15 protein-coding genes are annotated in these 17747 nt (G+C 50.8%); 12 read left to right on the forward strand and 3 right to left on the reverse strand.

The annotated features are described in order from the left end of the window. Positions 1-67: 67 nt before the first annotated feature. Complete coding sequence (locus tag WC813_00390) at positions 68-1324, reverse strand: replication-associated recombination protein A (protein MFA5946466.1); 1257 nt, start codon at positions 1322-1324, stop codon at positions 68-70. A 91-nt stretch (positions 1325-1415) separates the two neighbouring features. Between WC813_00390 and WC813_00395 the strand changes: the two genes are divergently transcribed. After that, positions 1416-5111 (forward strand): hypothetical protein, encoded by a 3696-nt coding sequence (locus tag WC813_00395; protein MFA5946467.1) that lies wholly within the window; start codon positions 1416-1418, stop codon positions 5109-5111. A gap of 8 nt (positions 5112-5119) precedes the next feature. On the opposite strand, the gene WC813_00400 is transcribed toward WC813_00395, so the two are convergent. Beyond that, positions 5120-6022 (reverse strand): RsmB/NOP family class I SAM-dependent RNA methyltransferase, encoded by a 903-nt coding sequence (locus WC813_00400; GenBank protein MFA5946468.1) that lies wholly within the window; start codon positions 6020-6022, stop codon positions 5120-5122. A gap of 1 nt (position 6023) precedes the next feature. Continuing rightward, positions 6024-6665 carry a hypothetical protein gene (locus tag WC813_00405; protein MFA5946469.1) on the reverse strand — a complete coding sequence of 214 codons (642 nt, stop codon included), beginning with the start codon at positions 6663-6665 and terminating at the stop codon, positions 6024-6026. 32 nt (positions 6666-6697) lie between these two features. On the opposite strand from WC813_00405, the gene WC813_00410 reads away from it, so the two are divergent. The 11 genes from WC813_00410 (at position 6698) to rpsG (ending at position 17736) form a co-directional block, all read left to right on the forward strand. Further along, positions 6698-7909: a Glu/Leu/Phe/Val dehydrogenase gene (locus tag WC813_00410; GenBank protein ID MFA5946470.1), complete on the forward strand. Its 1212-nt coding sequence runs from the start codon at positions 6698-6700 to the stop codon at positions 7907-7909. Between the two features lies 1 nt (position 7910). Next, positions 7911-8249, forward strand: a complete 339-nt coding sequence (locus WC813_00415) for a rhodanese-like domain-containing protein (protein MFA5946471.1) — start codon at positions 7911-7913, stop codon at positions 8247-8249. Between the two features lie 44 nt (positions 8250-8293). Then, entirely contained in the window at positions 8294-10570 is a 2277-nt protein-coding gene (locus tag WC813_00420; GenBank protein ID MFA5946472.1) for a class I tRNA ligase family protein, read from the forward strand. Continuing rightward, the gene (locus WC813_00425) at positions 10570-11826 is read left to right on the forward strand and encodes a ComEC/Rec2 family competence protein (GenBank protein ID MFA5946473.1); all 1257 of its coding nucleotides are present in this window, start codon (positions 10570-10572) and stop codon (positions 11824-11826) included. The genes WC813_00420 and WC813_00425 overlap by 1 nt, the downstream gene beginning before the upstream one ends. Positions 11827-11880: 54 nt before the next feature. Continuing rightward, positions 11881-12348, forward strand: a complete 468-nt coding sequence (ndk, locus tag WC813_00430; GenBank protein ID MFA5946474.1) for a nucleoside-diphosphate kinase — start codon at positions 11881-11883, stop codon at positions 12346-12348. 111 nt (positions 12349-12459) lie between these two features. Beyond that, on the forward strand, positions 12460-13860 hold the full coding sequence (locus tag WC813_00435) for a hypothetical protein (GenBank protein MFA5946475.1): 1401 nt from the start codon (positions 12460-12462) through the stop codon (positions 13858-13860). Between the two features lie 169 nt (positions 13861-14029). Beyond that, complete coding sequence (locus tag WC813_00440; protein MFA5946476.1) at positions 14030-14575, forward strand: NAD(P)H-dependent oxidoreductase; 546 nt, start codon at positions 14030-14032, stop codon at positions 14573-14575. 1 nt (position 14576) lies between these two features. Beyond that, a complete protein-coding gene (murA, locus tag WC813_00445) occupies positions 14577-15875 on the forward strand; it encodes a UDP-N-acetylglucosamine 1-carboxyvinyltransferase (protein ID MFA5946477.1) in 1299 nt (432 codons plus the stop codon). Between the two features lie 107 nt (positions 15876-15982). After that, positions 15983-16663, forward strand: a complete 681-nt coding sequence (locus WC813_00450) for a site-2 protease family protein (protein MFA5946478.1) — start codon at positions 15983-15985, stop codon at positions 16661-16663. Positions 16664-16750: 87 nt separating this feature from the next. Beyond that, a complete protein-coding gene (gene rpsL, locus WC813_00455; protein ID MFA5946479.1) occupies positions 16751-17185 on the forward strand; it encodes a 30S ribosomal protein S12 in 435 nt (144 codons plus the stop codon). Positions 17186-17268: 83 nt separating this feature from the next. Then, a complete protein-coding gene (gene rpsG / locus WC813_00460; GenBank protein MFA5946480.1) occupies positions 17269-17736 on the forward strand; it encodes a 30S ribosomal protein S7 in 468 nt (155 codons plus the stop codon). Positions 17737-17747 lie beyond the last annotated feature (11 nt).

The following is a 17747-nucleotide window of genomic DNA, read 5'->3' on the forward strand; positions in this document are numbered from 1 at the left end:
CTATATTATATATTGGGCTAGGTTAATTTTATTGGTTTATCCCCTTGATTTTTGGGTATCTTTCTAATTATTTGAGGTATTTTTTGCCTTGGAGTTTTACGGGTAAAAATTCCTGCTTTGCATCTTCTTTGTTTTTAAAAGCGGGAGTGTATTTATAGTCTTTGCCGTAGCCAAGATTTTTCATGAGCTTGGTGGGTGCATTTCGGATGTGAAGCGGCACTGGCTCATTCGGGAGATCGCGAATATCTTGTTGAACGGCTCCGTATGCTTCATACAGGGCGTTTGATTTTGGTGCTTTGGCTAGATAGGCAACACATTGTGCGAGGACTACATTGCATTCCGGCAACCCAAGCAGATGGGACGCTTGATATGCTGCAACGGCTTGGACGAGCGCAGCCGGATCTGCGAGACCGACATCTTCCGCAGCGAACCGAACGAGCCGACGAGCCACGTAGAGCGGATCTTCTCCAGCTTCGAGCATTCGGCCCAGCCAGTAGAGGGCGGCATCCGCATCGTTTCCGCGCATGGATTTATGGAGCGCAGAAATGATGTTGTAGTGCTCCTCCCCGGTGCGGTCGTAGAGCAAATGCGTCTTCTGGAGAGCCTCTGACAGCACATCCTTCGTGATGTGTATGGCGTTATCCACAAGAGGGGATATTTTGGCGGCAATCTCCAATGTATTCAGGGCGTTCCGAGCATCTCCGTTTGCTAAAAGTGCCAGCGCTTGAACAGCCTCGTCATCCATGGCGATGGGCTCATTCCCGAGTCCTGACTCCTTGTCTGTGATGGCTCGACGGATTACTGCAGAGAGTTCTTTTTCCCCTAAACGTTCGAGCACCACAACGCGGGCACGCGAGAGAAGCGCGGAGTTCACCTCGAAAGACGGATTTTCCGTGGTGGCGCCGATGAGCGTGATAATTCCTTTTTCGACCGCGGGCAAAAATGCATCCTGTTGCGATTTATTGAAGCGATGGATTTCGTCGACGAAGAGAATGGTCCGTTCGCCATAAAACTTTCGGCGTTCTTCTGCGTCTTTGAGAATATCTCGTACATCTTTCACCCCGCCAGAGACTGCGCTTAACGGAAGAAAACGCGCTTTTGTCATTTTTGCAATGATCTGGGCGAGTGTAGTTTTTCCTACTCCCGGCGGTCCCCAAAAAATAAGCGAGGGGAGATTGTCTCGCTCAATCATGGTGCGCAAATATTTTCCTTCGCCAATAATCGCCATCTGACCTTCAAAGTCTTCAAGCGTCTGCGGACGCATGCGTTCCGCAAGGGGAGTACTCGGGAGTTTGGTTTTGAGCTGCACGTCAAAGAGATCCATATGGAGCTAGTGTACGGCATCTGTTCGGCTGCGCAAAGAAGCGTGGAGAACTCGGCGAATGTTCGCATAACATTGGTATACTGAAGTAAATATGCCTGAACCATGGTTGCCTTTTTTTGCAAATCATCGGCTTCACAGAATCATTCTCCTGATTCTCGTAGCAATTACGGTGCCGATGCTCAGTGTCTCGCTTTTTCTGAATCAAGTGTTGGCGGTCACTCGGACTTGGGATGGCGGGGGGACTGACGGAACATGCGGAGGCGGGGCAGGGGACGGTAATAAATGGTCCTGTGCGGCTAACTGGTCTGCGGACACGGTTCCTGTTTCCGGAGATGTCGTGGTTTTTGACGGGACGTCTACCAAGGATTCAACTATTGATGCTGGTTTTGCAGGGACCATCACTAGCTTGAGTATTAATTCTGGTTACACCGGAACGATTACCATGGCGCGTTCGTTAACGATGACGAGCACATATACCCAAGCCGACGGTACATTTTCGCAGGGTGCTCAGACACTCACCATAGCCGGCAATTTTGCTCACACCGCCGGTACATTTAACGCAAATACCGGAACTGTCGTTTTGACTGGGGCAACCCCGACACTTTCTGGATCCACGACATTTAACAATTTGTATGTAGCTACCACCACCACTAGTGATGTCACGCTAACTTTGCCAGCTTCGACTACTACAGTAGTTTCAGGTGCAACGCGATTGCTGGCGAGCACGCACAGTGATCCAGTGGTGAATATCCTGACAATTGTCAGCAGTTCCTCGGGTGTCCAGGCGAGTGTGGACTTTCAAGGAAGCCTCACGATTTTTTCGGCGCACGTGAAGGACGTTAACAACATTAACGCTACGCAAGTCCACTGTTATGTTGATTGTGTTGATGACGGAAACAATACGAATATTCGTTTTGGCGAGCCGGGGCTAGCTCGGACCACGGTTTCTGGCAATGTGACTGAAGCTGGGTCAACCGCCACATTTACCGTGGCGCTTCGTGGCAAGCCAACGGCGAACGTCATCGTTCCGCTTTCGGTGTCTGACGCTACGGAGGCAAGCGTGTCACCAGCCTCGCTGACGTTCACCGCTTTAAATTACACTACTCCGCAGACGGTGACCGTTACAGGAGTTGACGACTCAGAGGATGACGGGGGAGTCTCTTCGACAATTGTCTTTGGCACAGCTACTAGCGTGGATTCGCTGTATGGGGTATTGGATGCTTCGGATGTATCTATTTTTACCGAGGATGATGATCAGCTGGCTGCGCTCGTTGATTTTGATAATGCGGCCTTGTTAACGGAAGAAGACGTGAAGGGAACAGCCGTTTGGTTTGATCAGACAAACCAGGGCGAGGGCACATTGAAAACCGGCAGCGGCGGAGCGGCGGTGAGTCTTACCGGAACAAAAATACTTCCAGGTTGCCGCGCGACTATTGGCGGAGTAGATTTCATTATTTCTCGTTTAAGTCCCACGGTGACTGGCCAGGTACTTTTAACTGATGGTGTGACTCGTCCTGAGAATCTTCATCTGGTGTTGGCTGACGGAGCCGTTACAAAAATTGTTTGCACTATAAAGCCGGTGAATGATGTTCAATTAGGGGGTAGTTCATCAAGCATCGCGGTTCGAAGCACATTGTTTCCAGGCAGCGGTTACACGGAGGGGCGGGTTTTTACTGACAATACGAATGGACGTGTGTGGTTTACACAAACGAACTCCTTGCCTGCGCTGAAAGGGATTTCTATGACGACCGGGCTTGAGACCATCAGTACGGCGCTGACGGGAGAAACTGGTAATGCTGTAATCAGCCATGACTCTACGCGTGACACGTTGTGGCTTTCCGAGTATGCCTTAAACAAAGTTGTAGCTATTAATGCAGCCACGGGTGCGTACGCGTTTGGAACGCTCGGCGCGAGTAGTTTTACTATCGCTGGTTCCCCGTGGTCGATAGCCTATAACCCTGAGTTAGACGAAATTTGGGTTCTAACAAACGACGGCCATGAGGTAAAAAGAATCAATCCTGCTGATGGAGCGGTGGTCGGCACCGTGGCGCTCAGTTTTAGTCCTAATAGAATAGTTTATGACTCTACCCAGCATGCCATGTGGGTTGAAGTTGATAATACGTACAGCAGCTCACTTATAAAATTATCAGCCACTTCTGGTACTTTTGCGAACGTAACTGAGTCTGCAAGTTTGTTTCCGGTGCCGGATGTTTCCGCCAGCGATTACGGCAGCCTGCTTTATGACTCATCGAGGAATGTTCTTTGGGAGACGTCATATCGGGAGGCCGATGGTGTTGATAAACTGAACAAGATTGACGCCTCTACGGGAGCCGTGATCGGCTCGTATCCAACCGGTGCGTTCACTAATGCGGCCGCCCTGGATCCTGTAACCGGCAATGTGCTCGTCGCGTACTCAAATTATGTTACCCCGCCCGCAGAGGGCGGTTCGGCTGGCGTAATGGAGTTTGACGCGGCTACGGGAGAACGGATCGCTACCTACACATCGTCTACCGGTCTCGTTCAGAGTATGGCGCGCGGAACAGGGAATATCAACTGGATTCTTGACATTATTGAGAATGAACTGAGTCAATCCGTTATCGGCGGTGCGCCAGTCGGGAAGTTTTATACCACGCTTACTACATCTTCTTCTGATGTAGATATTGCGAGCGGCTCAACTCTTTCCTCGGTTTCTGCCTCGGCAAGCGAGGCCGGAGAAATTGTTTCTTTTGCCCTCACCTTTGATGGCGGAAACAGTTACAAGGTTTATGGTTCATGGCGCGTGATCGCTTCTAATAAAGCAGGAGACCACGGAGGTACTGACGGTGTTTGGTATTACCGGGATGATGCGGACGCATGGACAGCTGCACCGAGCAATGCTCCGGCCGAAGCAGTATCTCTGGCTGTAGAAAACGGCCCGACACATAACCGTATGACGGCCGGTACGTTAAACGGTTTGGGTGAAGATATTTTTCAGCAGGCTGGCGGTTTCTCAACCTCCACTACTTCTGTCGGGGTTTCGGTTACGTTATCTACGGCGGACTCATCGCATCATCCAAGCGCAGATACAGTGACCTTTAATTTTGCACCCGCTCCGACTCAGCGAGGCACGCCCGGTACCGGGACTCCTGGAGGACTGCCGCCGGTCACTGCCCCTACCCCTGAGACGCCAGAGCCGTTGCCAGAGCCGTTGCCGGAGATCGTTACGCCTATTAGTTCTTTTCCGGAGGGTACCACTCTCGTACCGGGCGACTATGTACGAAGTCTGAGTTCTTCGACCGTGTATTTGATCACCTCCGCGGGCACGCGCCGGCCGTTTATGAATGCGAAAGTATTTTTCACTTATATCTCGGACTTTTCGGCGGTGAAATTCGTGAGCGATTCGTTTATAGAGGCCTTCGTTGATGGCCAGCCGATGCCGCCAAAACCAGGAACTGTCCTCGTGAAAACGCCGAGCTCTGACAGGGTGTATGCGTTTGCACCAGAGGCGACTATTGAACATCCAGAAATCCGTTGGATTCAGGGCGAATCTCTCGCTCGAAATTTCTTTGGCCTTAACTGGGCTGACTATGTGATTGATCTTGACCAGCCGGCCATTGACCAGCTGCCTGTGGGCGAACCTCTGACGGAGACTGATGTTGTGGACTCGACTCAATTACTGCGCCGAGTAGATTTGGCTAGACGGGTTAGCGAGTTCATCAATTTTGCCTCTGTTCATCTTCCAGGCCTAGTTGAATGGGCTTCGATTGATACCGTTCACTTCCCATTCTGGCCGAAGTTCCACAAGTAAACTTGGGGTTAAGCTAGCTTTGTAAGTTTGGCGACGAAAAATCCTTCCATGCGTTCGTCCGGCAGCATGGTGATAGTTTTATGCGCAGTTTTTTTCGCATTTTGCAGCGGGAGCGAGATTTCAACGGGCTTCATCTGAGGGAACTCAGTAATGAGCCATTCAACCATTTGTTCGTTTTCTTCGGGTGCAAGGGTGCAGGTTGAATAGACAAGCGTTCCACCTGGCTTGAGGCAGCCCACGGCGGCCCGTAAGAGCCGACGCTGGAGCTTTGCGTGCTCGACGATGTTCTTTTCTGACCAAAAACCAAACGTCCGTTTTTCATTGATGTTGATCCGGCCTTCGGCTGAACACGGGGCATCGACCAGTATCTTATCGAAGTATTCCGGGAATTCTTTATGCAAAAGTGTGCCGTCCGTATGTCTCGCGTTCACTTTTGCGCTTTGAACGCGAATAGTGTTTTCGAGTTTTTGAAAGCGGACCTCATTGTCTTCTGTGGCAATAATCTCGGCGGCATTATTCGTCATCATGGCTATTTCTGTTGTCTTTGACCCCGGTGCAGCACAAAGATCGAGGATCCTTTCTCCGGCTCTTGGTTCAAGGATAACCGGAGGGATCATTGAAGAGATTCCTTGTAAATATATTTTCCCGTCTTTCGCGAGCGGGTGTCCTAGAAGTTCATCGTCTGTTCGATTCTTGATTAGAAACGCGTGTGGCACGGCCTTGATCCTTTCGAACATGATTTGTTCATCTCGAAACACAGCCATCACTGCTTCGTCTGAAGATTTGAGTGTATTGACGCGGAGGGTGGGTTTTTGGGCTACGCTAAAAGCCCGGAGCATCGCGGAATAGGTTCCGGTGCCCCATTGTTTGGTTAGTCGGTCGCGCAGGGCGTTAGGGAGAGGATCGCGCATGTTATTCGCCATGTTCGGGGAGAATCCAGATAACGTACGATTGTTCAATAGCGGTTGTTACGCCGGTTTTTCGTACTACGCCCCTAACTTTGACCCTCTTTCCTACCACAAGGTCTGTTTCTGTACCAGTGACGCTCTTGGGTTTTTGAATTTGTGTTTCAGCTGAATATGTCGCTTTCATCGTTATGTTCGATGGCAATATTTTGATCGAGAGTGACTTGCTTTGTAAATCGACGCTTAAAATTTCGCCCTCTTGAATGACCGGATCAAGAAACCAAAGATTATTATTAGTCACCGTTAATGCAGTCAGCGATCCGTCCCGGTTTCTGATTGAATAGATGGCCAGTTCTTCGTTCGATTTGAAATTACTGAGTGCCGTTCCACCGCCGTATCGCTGGAGAAAGGATGTCTTTGGGGTTAAAAAATAAGTGGTATGTATAGTTCCTCGGTCTGCATCCTGCCGGCTCACAAGGAGTGTTCCGGTGCCGGTTTTTTGATCTTGTTGCGCCGACACATAGGTGGCGATGGTCGTAAAGTACTCATAAGATGCTAGGCCTATAGATTGGGCACTGACAAAAACGGCACCCGTTAGGCAGAGTATGACTGACATGGTGACCGCTGTAGAACGAAAGTATTTGTGCACAGAAAATATATTTAATATAGTACAATCATACTATGCCCAACTTCTATCAGAATTTTCTCAAGCAGCTTGATCGGGCGCTCGTGCTTGATCAGGATATGCAGAAACAGAGCGACGACTTTAAGACGCCGCAACAGATTTGGGAGAGAACCATTCTTTTAAAAAAAGATAACGGGGAAACCATTGAATTGCCGGCGTTCCGCATTCAGCACAACAATTGGTGCGGCCCGTATAAGGGAGGAATTCGTTTCCACCCGGATGTGAATAAGGACGAGGTGAAAGCGCTCGCTTCACTCATGAGTTTTAAGACTGCGGTTGCGGGTATTCCAATGGGCGGCGGAAAGGGCGGTGTGGCGGTTGACCCGAAGACCTTGTCCGTGCGCGAGAAGGACGAAGTCGCGCGTGAGTATGCTCGGACATTCCGCGATGTGCTCGGACCAACAAAAGACGTGCCCGCACCGGACGTGAATACGACAAGCCGCGAGATGGATATTATTGCGGAAGAATTCGGTCACCCTGCAGTTGTCACCGGTAAGAGCATTGAACATGGAGGTTCGCTCGGTCGTGATACCGCTACGGCGCAGGGAGGCTGGTATGTGTTGTCGGCTTTGAAAGAAAAACTCTTTCTCGACCCTGAGACATTTACCGTAGCAATTCAAGGTTTCGGAAATGCGGGTGCGACATTTGCCGACATCTGTGTGAGGCACGAGGTGAGAGTAGTTGCTGTTTCTGATTCAAAGAGTGGTATTTACGCTGAAGCGGGACTTGATGTCGCCGCCGTCCACGCATACAAGGAATCGACCGGATCACTGGTCGGTTTTCCTGGGGCGCAGCAGATTACGAACGCTGAGTTGCTAGAGCTAGAATGTGGCGTGCTAGTCCCAGCGGCACTTGAGAGTCAGATCACCGAAGAAAATGCGCCGCGTATCAAGGCGAAGGTCATTCTTGAGCTCGCGAATGGTCCCACCACGGTAGAAGCGGACGATATTTTGTTCGGCAAGGGAATAGTTGTCATTCCTGATATCTTGGCTAATGCCGGGGGAGTGACGGTCAGTTATTTTGAGTGGGATCAGAACATGAAGAGTGAAAAGTGGACTGCCGAGCAGGTGGACGAGAAGCTTAAAACGCACATGGAAGAAGCTGCTCGCCGCGTGTGGGCGTTCAAAGAACAGTTCAAGACTGATCTACGCCGTGCCGCTTTTTATGTGGCGCTTGATAGAATGATTGCATCTAAACCGATTCACTAATATGGAAACACTTTCTGTCACGGATTTGAAAACAAAGTTAGACTCAGGCGAGACGCTCATGCTCGTTGATCTGCAGGACGCAGCTAACTTTGAGCATCGCCACATTCCTGGGGCAGTGAATATTCCGCTCGATGACAAGTGCGCCGAGACCTGCACCGCTGTCCTTAAAGACAAAGATGCCACTATTATTGTCTACGGCGAATTCGACGAACTCGGCAAGGGTTCGCAGGCAACAGATGTCCTCTCAGCTGCGGGGTACACGAAGCTCATCCGATTGACTGGCGGACTCATGGGCTGGATGGAGGCTGGGTATGCTGTTGAGGGCGGAAAAGCATCCTAGTATTACTTTACTCTTTAATCTTTACGCTTTACTCTGTTAGTCGTATGTCCTACGACCATTCTTCAGTTGATCCCAAATGGCAGAAGCGTTGGGAAGAGTCTGGCATTTTTCATGCTAAGGATTTCGGGAAAGAGAAATATTACATTCTCGTTGAATTTCCGTATCCATCTGGTGCCGGCCTGCACGTGGGTCACCCCAGGAGCTATACGGCGCTCGACGTCGTAGCTCGCAAGAAAAGAATGGAGGGAAAAAATGTTTTGTTTCCAATGGGCTGGGATGCGTTCGGTTTGCCCGCGGAGAACTACGCCATTAAAACGGGAATACATCCGAGCGTCGTGACCAAGCAGAACATTGATACGTTCCGCCGTCAGCTGCAATCCATCGGTTTTAGTTTTGATTGGTCGAGGGAGATCAATACAACGGATCCGAAATATTACCGCTGGACGCAGTGGCAGTTTTTGCAGTTTTTCAAAGCCGGACTCGCCTATAAGGCGAAGGCGTTTATTAATTGGTGTCCCAAAGATAAAATTGGCCTAGCTAACGAAGAAGTTATTGGCGGCAATTGCGAACGCTGTGGAACTCCCGTCGAGAAAAAAGAAAAAGAACAGTGGATGCTCGCCATTACTAAGTATGCAGACCGATTGATCGATGATCTGAAAGACGTCGACTATTTGCCGAAGATTAAAAAGCAGCAGGAAGATTGGATTGGCCGAAGCGAAGGCGCCGAAATTACATTTGGCGATATTGCTGTTTTTACAACACGTCCGGACACAATCGACGGCGTGACGTATGTCGTACTCGCTCCTGAACATCCGTTAGTCGAAAAAATGACAACCAACGAGCAGAGAAAGGAGGTTGCGAGTTATCTTGAAGATGTAAAGCAGAAAACCGAGATTGAGCGCGGTGATGATTCCAAAGAAAAGACGGGCGTATTTACGGGTTCGTTCGTGACAAATCCATTTAATGGCGAAAAAGTTCCAGTTTGGGTGGCTGATTACGTGCTTGGACATTATGGAACTGGTGCAGTGATGGCTGTGCCAGAGCATGATGAGCGTGATCGGACGTTTGCCGAGAAGTTCGAATTGCCAATTATCGATAAGCCATTGGTGACCTTCGACGAGGCAGTCAAAAAGTCTGGTGGTACAAAGAAAACCACCTACAAACTCCGCGATTGGGTATTTTCTCGTCAGCGTTACTGGGGCGAGCCGATTCCGCTCGTCCATTGTGAGAAAGACGGATGGGTTGCGGTTCCGGACGATCAACTGCCGGTCGAATTGCCACAGGTCGAGAAATACGAACCGACTGATAACGGCGAATCGCCGCTTGCTTCTATCGAGTCATTCGTGAACACCACGTGTCCTACATGTGGGGGAGTTGCGAAGAGAGAGACTGACACTATGCCGAACTGGGCGGGGTCTAGCTGGTACTTTTTGCGCTACGCGGATCCGCATAATGATGAGGCGTTCGCGTCAAAGAAAGCGTTGAAGTATTGGATGCCCGTTGATTTGTATAACGGCGGCATGGAGCACACCACGCTCCACTTGTTGTACTCGCGCTTCTGGAACAAGTTTCTGTTTGACCAGGGATTGGTGCCAGTCAGCGAGCCATATCAGCGTCGTCACTCTCATGGTTTGATCATGGCTGAAGACGGTACGAAGATGAGTAAGTCTGTCGGCAATGTTGTAAATCCTGATGATATCGTGAAGGAATTCGGCGCTGACACGCTCCGTGTTTACGAACTGTTCATGGGGCCATTCGAGGAGCCAGTGCCGTGGAGCATGAATGGCGTAGTCGGTGTGAAACGTTTTTTGGATAAAATAACCCGAATCGGTGATCGCGTAGGGGTCGACCCATGCGTCGACCCTCTCTCCGTGGATCGCGCATTGCACAAGGCCATCAAGAAGGTGACGGCGGATATTGAGGGTTTTAAATTCAATACCGCGGTCGCCACCATGATGACGTTTGTGAACGAGGCTCAGGATAAGGGAATTTCCAAAGAGAGCTTTGAGAAGTTCTTGCAGATTCTGGTTCCTTTCGCTCCTCACACTGCTAATGAACTTTGGGAAAAGTTGGGTCATGAAGGATTTGTAGAAGCGCAGTCTTGGCCGATGTTTGACCCGGCCATGCTGATTGAAGAAGCTGTGACCATGGCGGTCCAAATCAACGGTAAGTTGCGGGCGAATATCTCTGTGCCCCCGGATTCTGCAGATGATGAGGTTGTTGCGGTCGCGAAGGCCGACGAGAATGTAAAAAAGTATTTGACTGTGGAACCAAAGAAGACGATTGTGGTGAAGAATAAGATTGTGAATTTTGTGGTGTGATGAAGGTAACGCCGAGCAGAGCTCTCAGAGTTTTGCTCGGTGTTTTTATTTGTGGTGTAGCTATCTACTCGTTCTTTCCTGGATTTGCTCCTCGTCCAAACTCTGTTGCCTTTTATCTTGGGAAAGATGCGAGCGTGACGGGCGTTATCATGAGGCATCAGGCGGGGAAGAAGAGTGACAAAGTGACGCTTGAGCGATTAACCGTGAATGGGGAAGAGGTTCTTGATAAGGTGTTGCTTTATCTTCCGGCTGGTGCAAAAGCCGAGCTTGGGGACAAGGTGGGGGTTCACTGTAATTTGTATAAACCACATCCGTTTGCCGATTTTCAGTATGACCGCTGGTTAGCTGCCAGACAGATTTTTGCTTTGTGCAGGAGCAGTAATTCGCCCTTCGTGCTAGAGCGTGAAGCCGCGCAAGGTCCGCGAGTTTGGTTGGGCAACCTTCATACCACCGCGGTTGAGTATATTGACGCTTCGATACCAGACCCGCATGCCCAGTTACTTGCGGGTTTACTACTTGGCGATAATGCTTTTACTGACGAGTGGAAAGAACAGTTTATTCGTACTGGCACTTCGCACGTGGTGGCTGCGAGCGGATACAACGTGGCGCTTGTGTCATCACTCGCGTTTGCCTTTCTTGTTTATGCAGGCCTGCGCAGACAATACGCTTTTCCGTTCGTGATCGCTGCGGTTGCGGGATTCGTCATTATTGCCGGAGCCGAGGCGGCAGTGACGCGTGCGGGCATTATGGGCGTTATTGGCCTCTCGGCGACCCAACTCGGTCGGAAGAGCTCGGCGAAGACTGCATTATTGTTGACCGCTGCTATCATGCTTGCCCTTGAGCCGAGACTCCTTCGCGATGATCCAGGGTTTCAGCTGTCGGTCTTGTCGACCATGGGGCTCATGGCTTTTGCTAAACCAATCGCGCAGAAGATCGATTGGATCCCCGAGCGGTTTGGTATCCGCGAATCTTTTGCCTGCACCCTGGCCGCAACTTTGGCGACTCTGCCGATTTCTATTTTTAGTTTTCATCGTGTGTCTCTAGTTGGTCCGCTCACGAATCTAATCATTTTGCCTTTTGTTCCTTACGCCATGGCCACAGGAACGATCGGTGTTTTAAGCCAGGCTGTCCTTAACTCGCTTGACCTTCGCAGCCTCCCTAACCTTTTAGCCTTTCCCGGTTGGTTATTGCTCGAGATTATTCTCGACGTTATCCAGGCAATGGCGAACCTTCCATTCGCGGTACTTAACCTTTGAACTTGACCATCTTTATAAATCCCCGTATCTTTCAGGCCAATTAACCGAACTTTTATGGCCGAAGTACAAAAAACATTAGTGTTGGTGAAACCAGACGCTTTGCAACGCGAACTTGCTGGTGAAGTTATTCACCGCTTGGAACGAAAGGGCCTCAAGATTGTGGCGATGAAAATGGCACATCTCGATGAAGTCACGCTCCGCGAGCACTACGGCCATCTCCAAGAGAAGGTTTGGTTCCCGTCACTCCTCCAGTTCATGATGCAGACCCCGGTGATTGCCATGGTGCTTGAAGGACTCGACGCGATTGAAACGGTCCGCCTCATTGTGGGCGCTACAAATCCACGTGCCGCTGACGCCGGAACTATCCGCGCCGACCTGTCCATGAACGTCCCTTCAAACATGGTCCACGCTTCTGACTCTATCGAAGCCGCCGCCGCCGAGGTGAAGCGTTTCTTTAAAGATGACGAGATTTTTGCCTACGAAAAGCTGACCGATAAGTTCCACTTTGGTGAGGGTGTGTAAGAAGGGCTTGGAAGGCTGAAAAAGCGGCGCTATTGCGCCGTTTTTTGCTTTTTGTTAGGGTCAAAGTCTCGTTCTATCCAAGAAAACGTCTAACCGTATTGGGGGGGAGTCATGAATAAGGGGGCTGACGACGATTGGGTTGACGAGGCAGAGTTCGGCGATGGGTCGGAAATTGAATCCACCTTTCGTCCCTCGGATGCACTCCGGTTTCTGTCTTTTCAGCGCGAGCTTGAATCGATCGAACGCCTCTGGGCCGCCTACAAGCGGCACCGGAAGCGCGGGGCGAAGATGAAGTCCGCTTTCTACCACGCGTGGAAGACGGTGCATCGGAGCGGGGAAGACGCTCTACCGTCGCTCGGCGCCAGAGATTTCTGGAGCTTGATCGTTGGTCGGACGGACTATTCGCAGCTGTACGCCGACACCATCGTGAGCGAGTACGCTCATCCGTTCAGGAAGAAACTGCGGGCTCACAACGGAGCAGCCAACCGGGTGAGTCCGGTAAAATTGCTTCAGTTGTGGATCCGGACCCGCGACCGCGTAGATCGACTCGGCCGTTTGGCGTGTTTCGAGGCGAAAAGAAACTACGTCTTCGGTTCACAGTTCTCACAGATCCAGATCGCGGATCCTGACCAGTGGATTTCTGACGACGTCGTTGCCATCGACGAACTTTCACTCAACCGACTGTTCGTGCGCGACGCTTCTCAAGACGTGTATACGGTGTTTGTGCTTGATACGCGTAAATATAATCGGCTCGTCAAGAGCAAGGTTCGGGTGACGCTGTCGTATGACGAGGCAAAGCGGTGGTTTGACGAGTGGACTGCTGTGGCACCCACTCATCATCTCGTGAAGATGGAGGAGCGTACCTGTCGGGTAGTGCGGGTGAAGGCCAAGAAGAATCGTCCGGAGCGTCTGTACTACGTGGAAGATGATGATCGCCGCAAGCGTTCATTCTCCCGACTGCGGAAGTACGAACACCTCGCTTCCACTTGGGAGGAGGCGCACCCCGAAGAAGGCGTAGCGCACCCGCGCATCAACGACAGCCGCGGGATGCTTCTCACCGTTGTCTCGATTCACGAGGGTGATGAGCTCCGTCTCCCCACGCGTTCATGCGCGCTCGCACTCAAGCGGATCGCCAAACGGCGTATGTGGTCGAAGGCTCCGCTCTCGGTGCTTAGTGAGCAAGCACGGCCGCTCCGTCGTTTGAAAGACGCTGAAGGGACCCACCGCGACTCGAATCCTGATTACTGGGACGCGAAGATCATCGGCAACTACCGCTGGAAGGACGATGATCGGTTTGTCGAAGTGCTGGTGGAGCAGAAGTTCACCACGCTTCAAGACCGCATCAACGAGGAAAATGCCACGGACGACTTGAACCACGGCGTGCGTCGGGGGAAGCAGATCCTTCGGCTCCTCAAGTCCTACTTCCCGGTGGAGATCTATTCGGTCGATTGGGACTCCCAAGCGGTGCAGGACAGACTCCTCCGCTACTGGGAAGAGCGTTTCAGTGATTGATCGTAACCGTGCCCCGGGCTCGAAGCCTGGGGCGCGGTTCCTCTTTTTTTAAGGCTCGTGTACTCTATTCAAGGGCGCAGAAAGTATTCGAAAAAATCTGTTAGGAGGTAATCCGACTCCAGATTTTTGCGAATGCTTTCGAAGCCCGATATCTGTTGAACCCAATCCTATGAACATCGTCGTCTTACTTGGTACGGTTCGTAAAGGTCGTCAATCAGAAAAACCGTATAGAGTTATTTTAGATCTATTAAAAAAGAAAGGCGCTGAGGTGGTTGCGGTCGATTGCGCTGACCTCGACTTGCCGAGATTTGACGGCGAACGCTATGAACACGCAGGCGTAAAACTGCTCACGAGTGCGGTGGCCGCTGCTGACGCAATTATTGTTGTCACACCGGAATACAATCATTTCATTCCCGGGGTTCTGAAGGATGCGATTGATTTCTGTAGAAAGCGCGAAATCATGAGTAAGCCGTTGGCGACTGTTGGTGTCTCGAGTGGTGCGTTCGGGGGAGTGCGGGCTATTAAACAGCTCGAGGCTATTTGGATCGGTAGTAAGGGGATTGTCTTGCCGGTCTTTTTGCCAACACCGATGATCGAACAATTCGATGAACAGAACCCTCCTACGGATTGGTTGGCAAAGGCAGAATCTTTTGTAGATCTCGCCATTCAAATGTTCACTGTTATTGCTGAGGGAAAGAAAATCGTTGCGAAATAATATGAACATTTTGAAAGTCACGGGTGGAAAACCGCTTCACGGTTCAGTCAAAATTGCCGGTGCAAAGAATGCCGCATCAAAAATGATGATCGCGTGCTTGCTGACTGCTGACGAAGTCACGCTCGAGAACGTGCCACTGCAGCAGGAGTCTGAAATCGCTCGCGAACTCATTACCATGCTCGGCGCGAAGACTGAACTAGTCGACCACACCCTGAAGATTCAGGTGAAAGAGATCGCTACGACTTCAGCTATGCAACTGTCACGCAAGAACCGCCTGGCGATTCTCGCGCTTGCGCCGTTGCTTCATCGTGCGGGGGAGGGCTATGTCCCAACCCTCGGTGGCGACAAAATTGGGCCTCGACCAGTGAATTTTCATATTGATGTCCTTGAGAAAATGGGTGCAACTATTGAAGCGGATACTGAAGGGTACCGAGCAACGGTGAAAGGCGGTCTCAAAGGAACGCTGATTGAACTGCCATATCCATCAGTAGGTACGACTGAAACTGCGATTTTGGCTGGCGTGCTCGCGAAGGGTCGAACAGTGATTAAGAACGCGGCCATTGAATCCGAGATTCTCGATCTCATTTTGATGCTCCAGAAGATGGGCGCGATTATTGAGATGGGTGCTGGTCGTCATATTGAAATTACTGGGGTCGAAAAATTGCACGGCTGTACGCATCGCATTTTGCCGGATCGTATGGAGGCGGCGAGCTATGCTTCAATGGCACTTGCGACTCGTGGTGAGATCTTCTGCGAGGGTGCAGAACATCGAGATATGATCACTTTTCTGAATGCTGTCCGACGAATGGGCGGGGAGTACGTTGTTGAAGAAAGCGGTATTCGTTTTATCGGCTCAAAGAAATATAACGGTTTGCAGATTGAAACCGATACGCATCCCGGTTTTATGACTGATTGGCAGCAACCGCTTGTCGTGGCGTTGACGCAGGCCGAGGGAACGAGCGTGGTACACGAAACGGTTTTTCAGGAAAGATTCGCGTACGCAGAAGAACTCGTAAAGATGGGCGCGGATATTACGTTGTTCGAGAATTGTCTCGGCGAGGTGTCATGTCGCTTTAAGGACCAGAATTACAAGCACTCCGCAGTCATTAAGGGACCGACGGCGTTGAAGCCTGCGACTGAACTTAAAGTGCCAGATATCCGTGCTGGTCTTGCATATGTCATCGCCGCGCTCGTTGCTGACGGGGAGTCGACGCTGACTGGCATCGAGCATCTTGAGCGCGGGTACGAGGATTTGTTTGGTAAGCTTCGATCAGTGGGTGCCGATATCTCTGTTGAATAATTTTCTTCCTGGGACGCAGAATGTTTTCGGAAAAATTGTTAGGAGGTAATCTGACACCAATTTTTACGAGAACATTCGTAGTCCCAAAAAAAGCGTGGACAAAAACTATGTTCTTATCTCTTCTCTTCACATCGCCATTTCTCGCTTTGGCCTGGGCCACGGCGTTGATTTTGTCGCTCACTGTCCACGAGTTCGCGCACGCGCTCGTGGGGAAGTGGAGAGGAGACGATACCGCTGAACAGCTGGGGAGACTGACGTTGAACCCGCTAGCCCATCTCGATATCGCCGGCACGCTTATGTTACTTATTGTTGGTTTTGGTTGGGCTAAGCCGGTGCCATTTAATCCTACTCGCCTCAAGAATCCGCTGGCCGATGGAATTGCCATCGCGCTCGCTGGCCCCTTCGCCAACCTTATTTTGGCTGTTATTGCAGCCGGAGTTTTTCACGGACTCGCTAAGTCAGGGTCGCTCGATCCTAATTCTATCTTGCCGGCGTTCTTGATTTTTGTGCTGCTCGTGAACATGCTTTTACTTTTCTTTAACCTTATTCCAGTTCCACCGCTCGATGGCTCGAAGGTCCTCGATGCGGCGCTCGTGCATGGTAACGCGCTTCAGGCTCGCGACTGGTTGGAGGTGAATGGTCCGAAGATTCTGCTGGGTTTGGTTATTCTTTCTTTGGTGACTCCGTTTAATGTTTTTGTGGTGGTGCAGGCACCAGCCACCATCGCCTGCGATCAGCTCTCTCAAACGTCATGCCTGGGTCTTCTCGAGCAATATCTTGGAGAATAGCAGAGATTAGCGAAAATATTTGTTTTCTGCAGGGGGACAGTCCCGGTTGACCAATAATTTCTCTTATGTTAGAGTTTTGCCACTTTTATGCCCACCATCAATCAACTCATTAGAAAGGGCCGTACGTCTGCTAAGCGCAAGAGCAAGTCTCCGGCCATGCAGTACACGCACGATTCCCTGCACCGTTTGCGCACCGTTCTCCCTAAGGGGGCTCCGTTTAAGCGCGGCGTGTGTGTGAAGGTCACCACCATGACTCCAAAAAAGCCAAACTCGGCTTTGCGTAAGATTGCGCGTATTCGCCTTTCTAACGGCACGGAAGTCACGGCCTACATTCCTGGCGAAGGTCACAACCTCCAGGAACACTCCATTGTTATGATTCGCGGCGGACGTGTGAAGGACCTTCCTGGTGTGCGTTATCACATCGTGCGCGGACGCTATGACGCCACCGGCGTTGAGGGCCGCAACCGTAGCCGTTCACTGTACGGTACAAAGAAACCAAAGGCTGCCAAGGCAAAGAAGTAAGGTTTAACTAAATTATTCAATAGTTCTCGAGTACCGCACACCACGCGGGAAGAAAAAACGGGAACCCAAAACACTAATATAATATGCGTGGTAAAGCTGCTGTTAAGCGCGTTCTCATTCCCGACTTTAAGTATGGGAATGTTTTGGTTGCAAAGCTCATCAATTACGTCATGAAGGATGGTAAGAAGTCTACGGCCGAACGGGTCGTGTATGATTGTTTTGCGATTGTTGCCGAGGAAACAAAAGAAGACCCAATGGTTGTCTTTGATAACGCTCTCAAAAACATCACGCCAACCGTTGAAGTGAAGAGCAAGCGCGTTGGTGGTGCTAACTACCAGGTGCCTATGCCGGTTCGCGGTGATCGCCGCTACGCTTTGGCGTACCGCTGGCTCCTGGACGCCGCTCGCGGCAAGAAGGGCAAGCCAATGGCCGAGAAGCTCGCAGAAGAGATTATGCTCGCCGCTAAGAATGAAGGTGACTCCGTGAAGAAGCGTGCCGACGTTCAGCGTATGGCTGATGCCAACCGTGCCTTCGCTCACTTCGCTCGGTAATTTCCATTTTC

It is taken from the genome of Patescibacteria group bacterium (assembly GCA_041659765.1).
GTDB lineage: Bacteria > Patescibacteriota > Patescibacteriia > UBA9934 > UBA9934 > JAGORL01.

Coding starts and splice junctions, on each gene's coding strand:
- WC813_00390 (MFA5946466.1), bottom strand. CDS start 1,324: ATGGATCTCTTTGACGTGCAGCTCAAAACCAAACTCCCGAGTACTCCC.
- WC813_00395 (MFA5946467.1), top strand. CDS start 1,416: ATGCCTGAACCATGGTTGCCTTTTTTTGCAAATCATCGGCTTCACAGA.
- WC813_00400 (MFA5946468.1), bottom strand. CDS start 6,022: ATGCGCGATCCTCTCCCTAACGCCCTGCGCGACCGACTAACCAAACAA.
- WC813_00410 (MFA5946470.1), top strand. CDS start 6,698: ATGCCCAACTTCTATCAGAATTTTCTCAAGCAGCTTGATCGGGCGCTC.
- WC813_00415 (MFA5946471.1), top strand. CDS start 7,911: ATGGAAACACTTTCTGTCACGGATTTGAAAACAAAGTTAGACTCAGGC.
- WC813_00420 (MFA5946472.1), top strand. CDS start 8,294: ATGTCCTACGACCATTCTTCAGTTGATCCCAAATGGCAGAAGCGTTGG.
- WC813_00425 (MFA5946473.1), top strand. CDS start 10,570: ATGAAGGTAACGCCGAGCAGAGCTCTCAGAGTTTTGCTCGGTGTTTTT.
- ndk (MFA5946474.1), top strand. CDS start 11,881: ATGGCCGAAGTACAAAAAACATTAGTGTTGGTGAAACCAGACGCTTTG.
- WC813_00435 (MFA5946475.1), top strand. CDS start 12,460: ATGAATAAGGGGGCTGACGACGATTGGGTTGACGAGGCAGAGTTCGGC.
- WC813_00440 (MFA5946476.1), top strand. CDS start 14,030: ATGAACATCGTCGTCTTACTTGGTACGGTTCGTAAAGGTCGTCAATCA.
- murA (MFA5946477.1), top strand. CDS start 14,577: ATGAACATTTTGAAAGTCACGGGTGGAAAACCGCTTCACGGTTCAGTC.
- WC813_00450 (MFA5946478.1), top strand. CDS start 15,983: ATGTTCTTATCTCTTCTCTTCACATCGCCATTTCTCGCTTTGGCCTGG.
- rpsL (MFA5946479.1), top strand. CDS start 16,751: ATGCCCACCATCAATCAACTCATTAGAAAGGGCCGTACGTCTGCTAAG.
- rpsG (MFA5946480.1), top strand. CDS start 17,269: ATGCGTGGTAAAGCTGCTGTTAAGCGCGTTCTCATTCCCGACTTTAAG.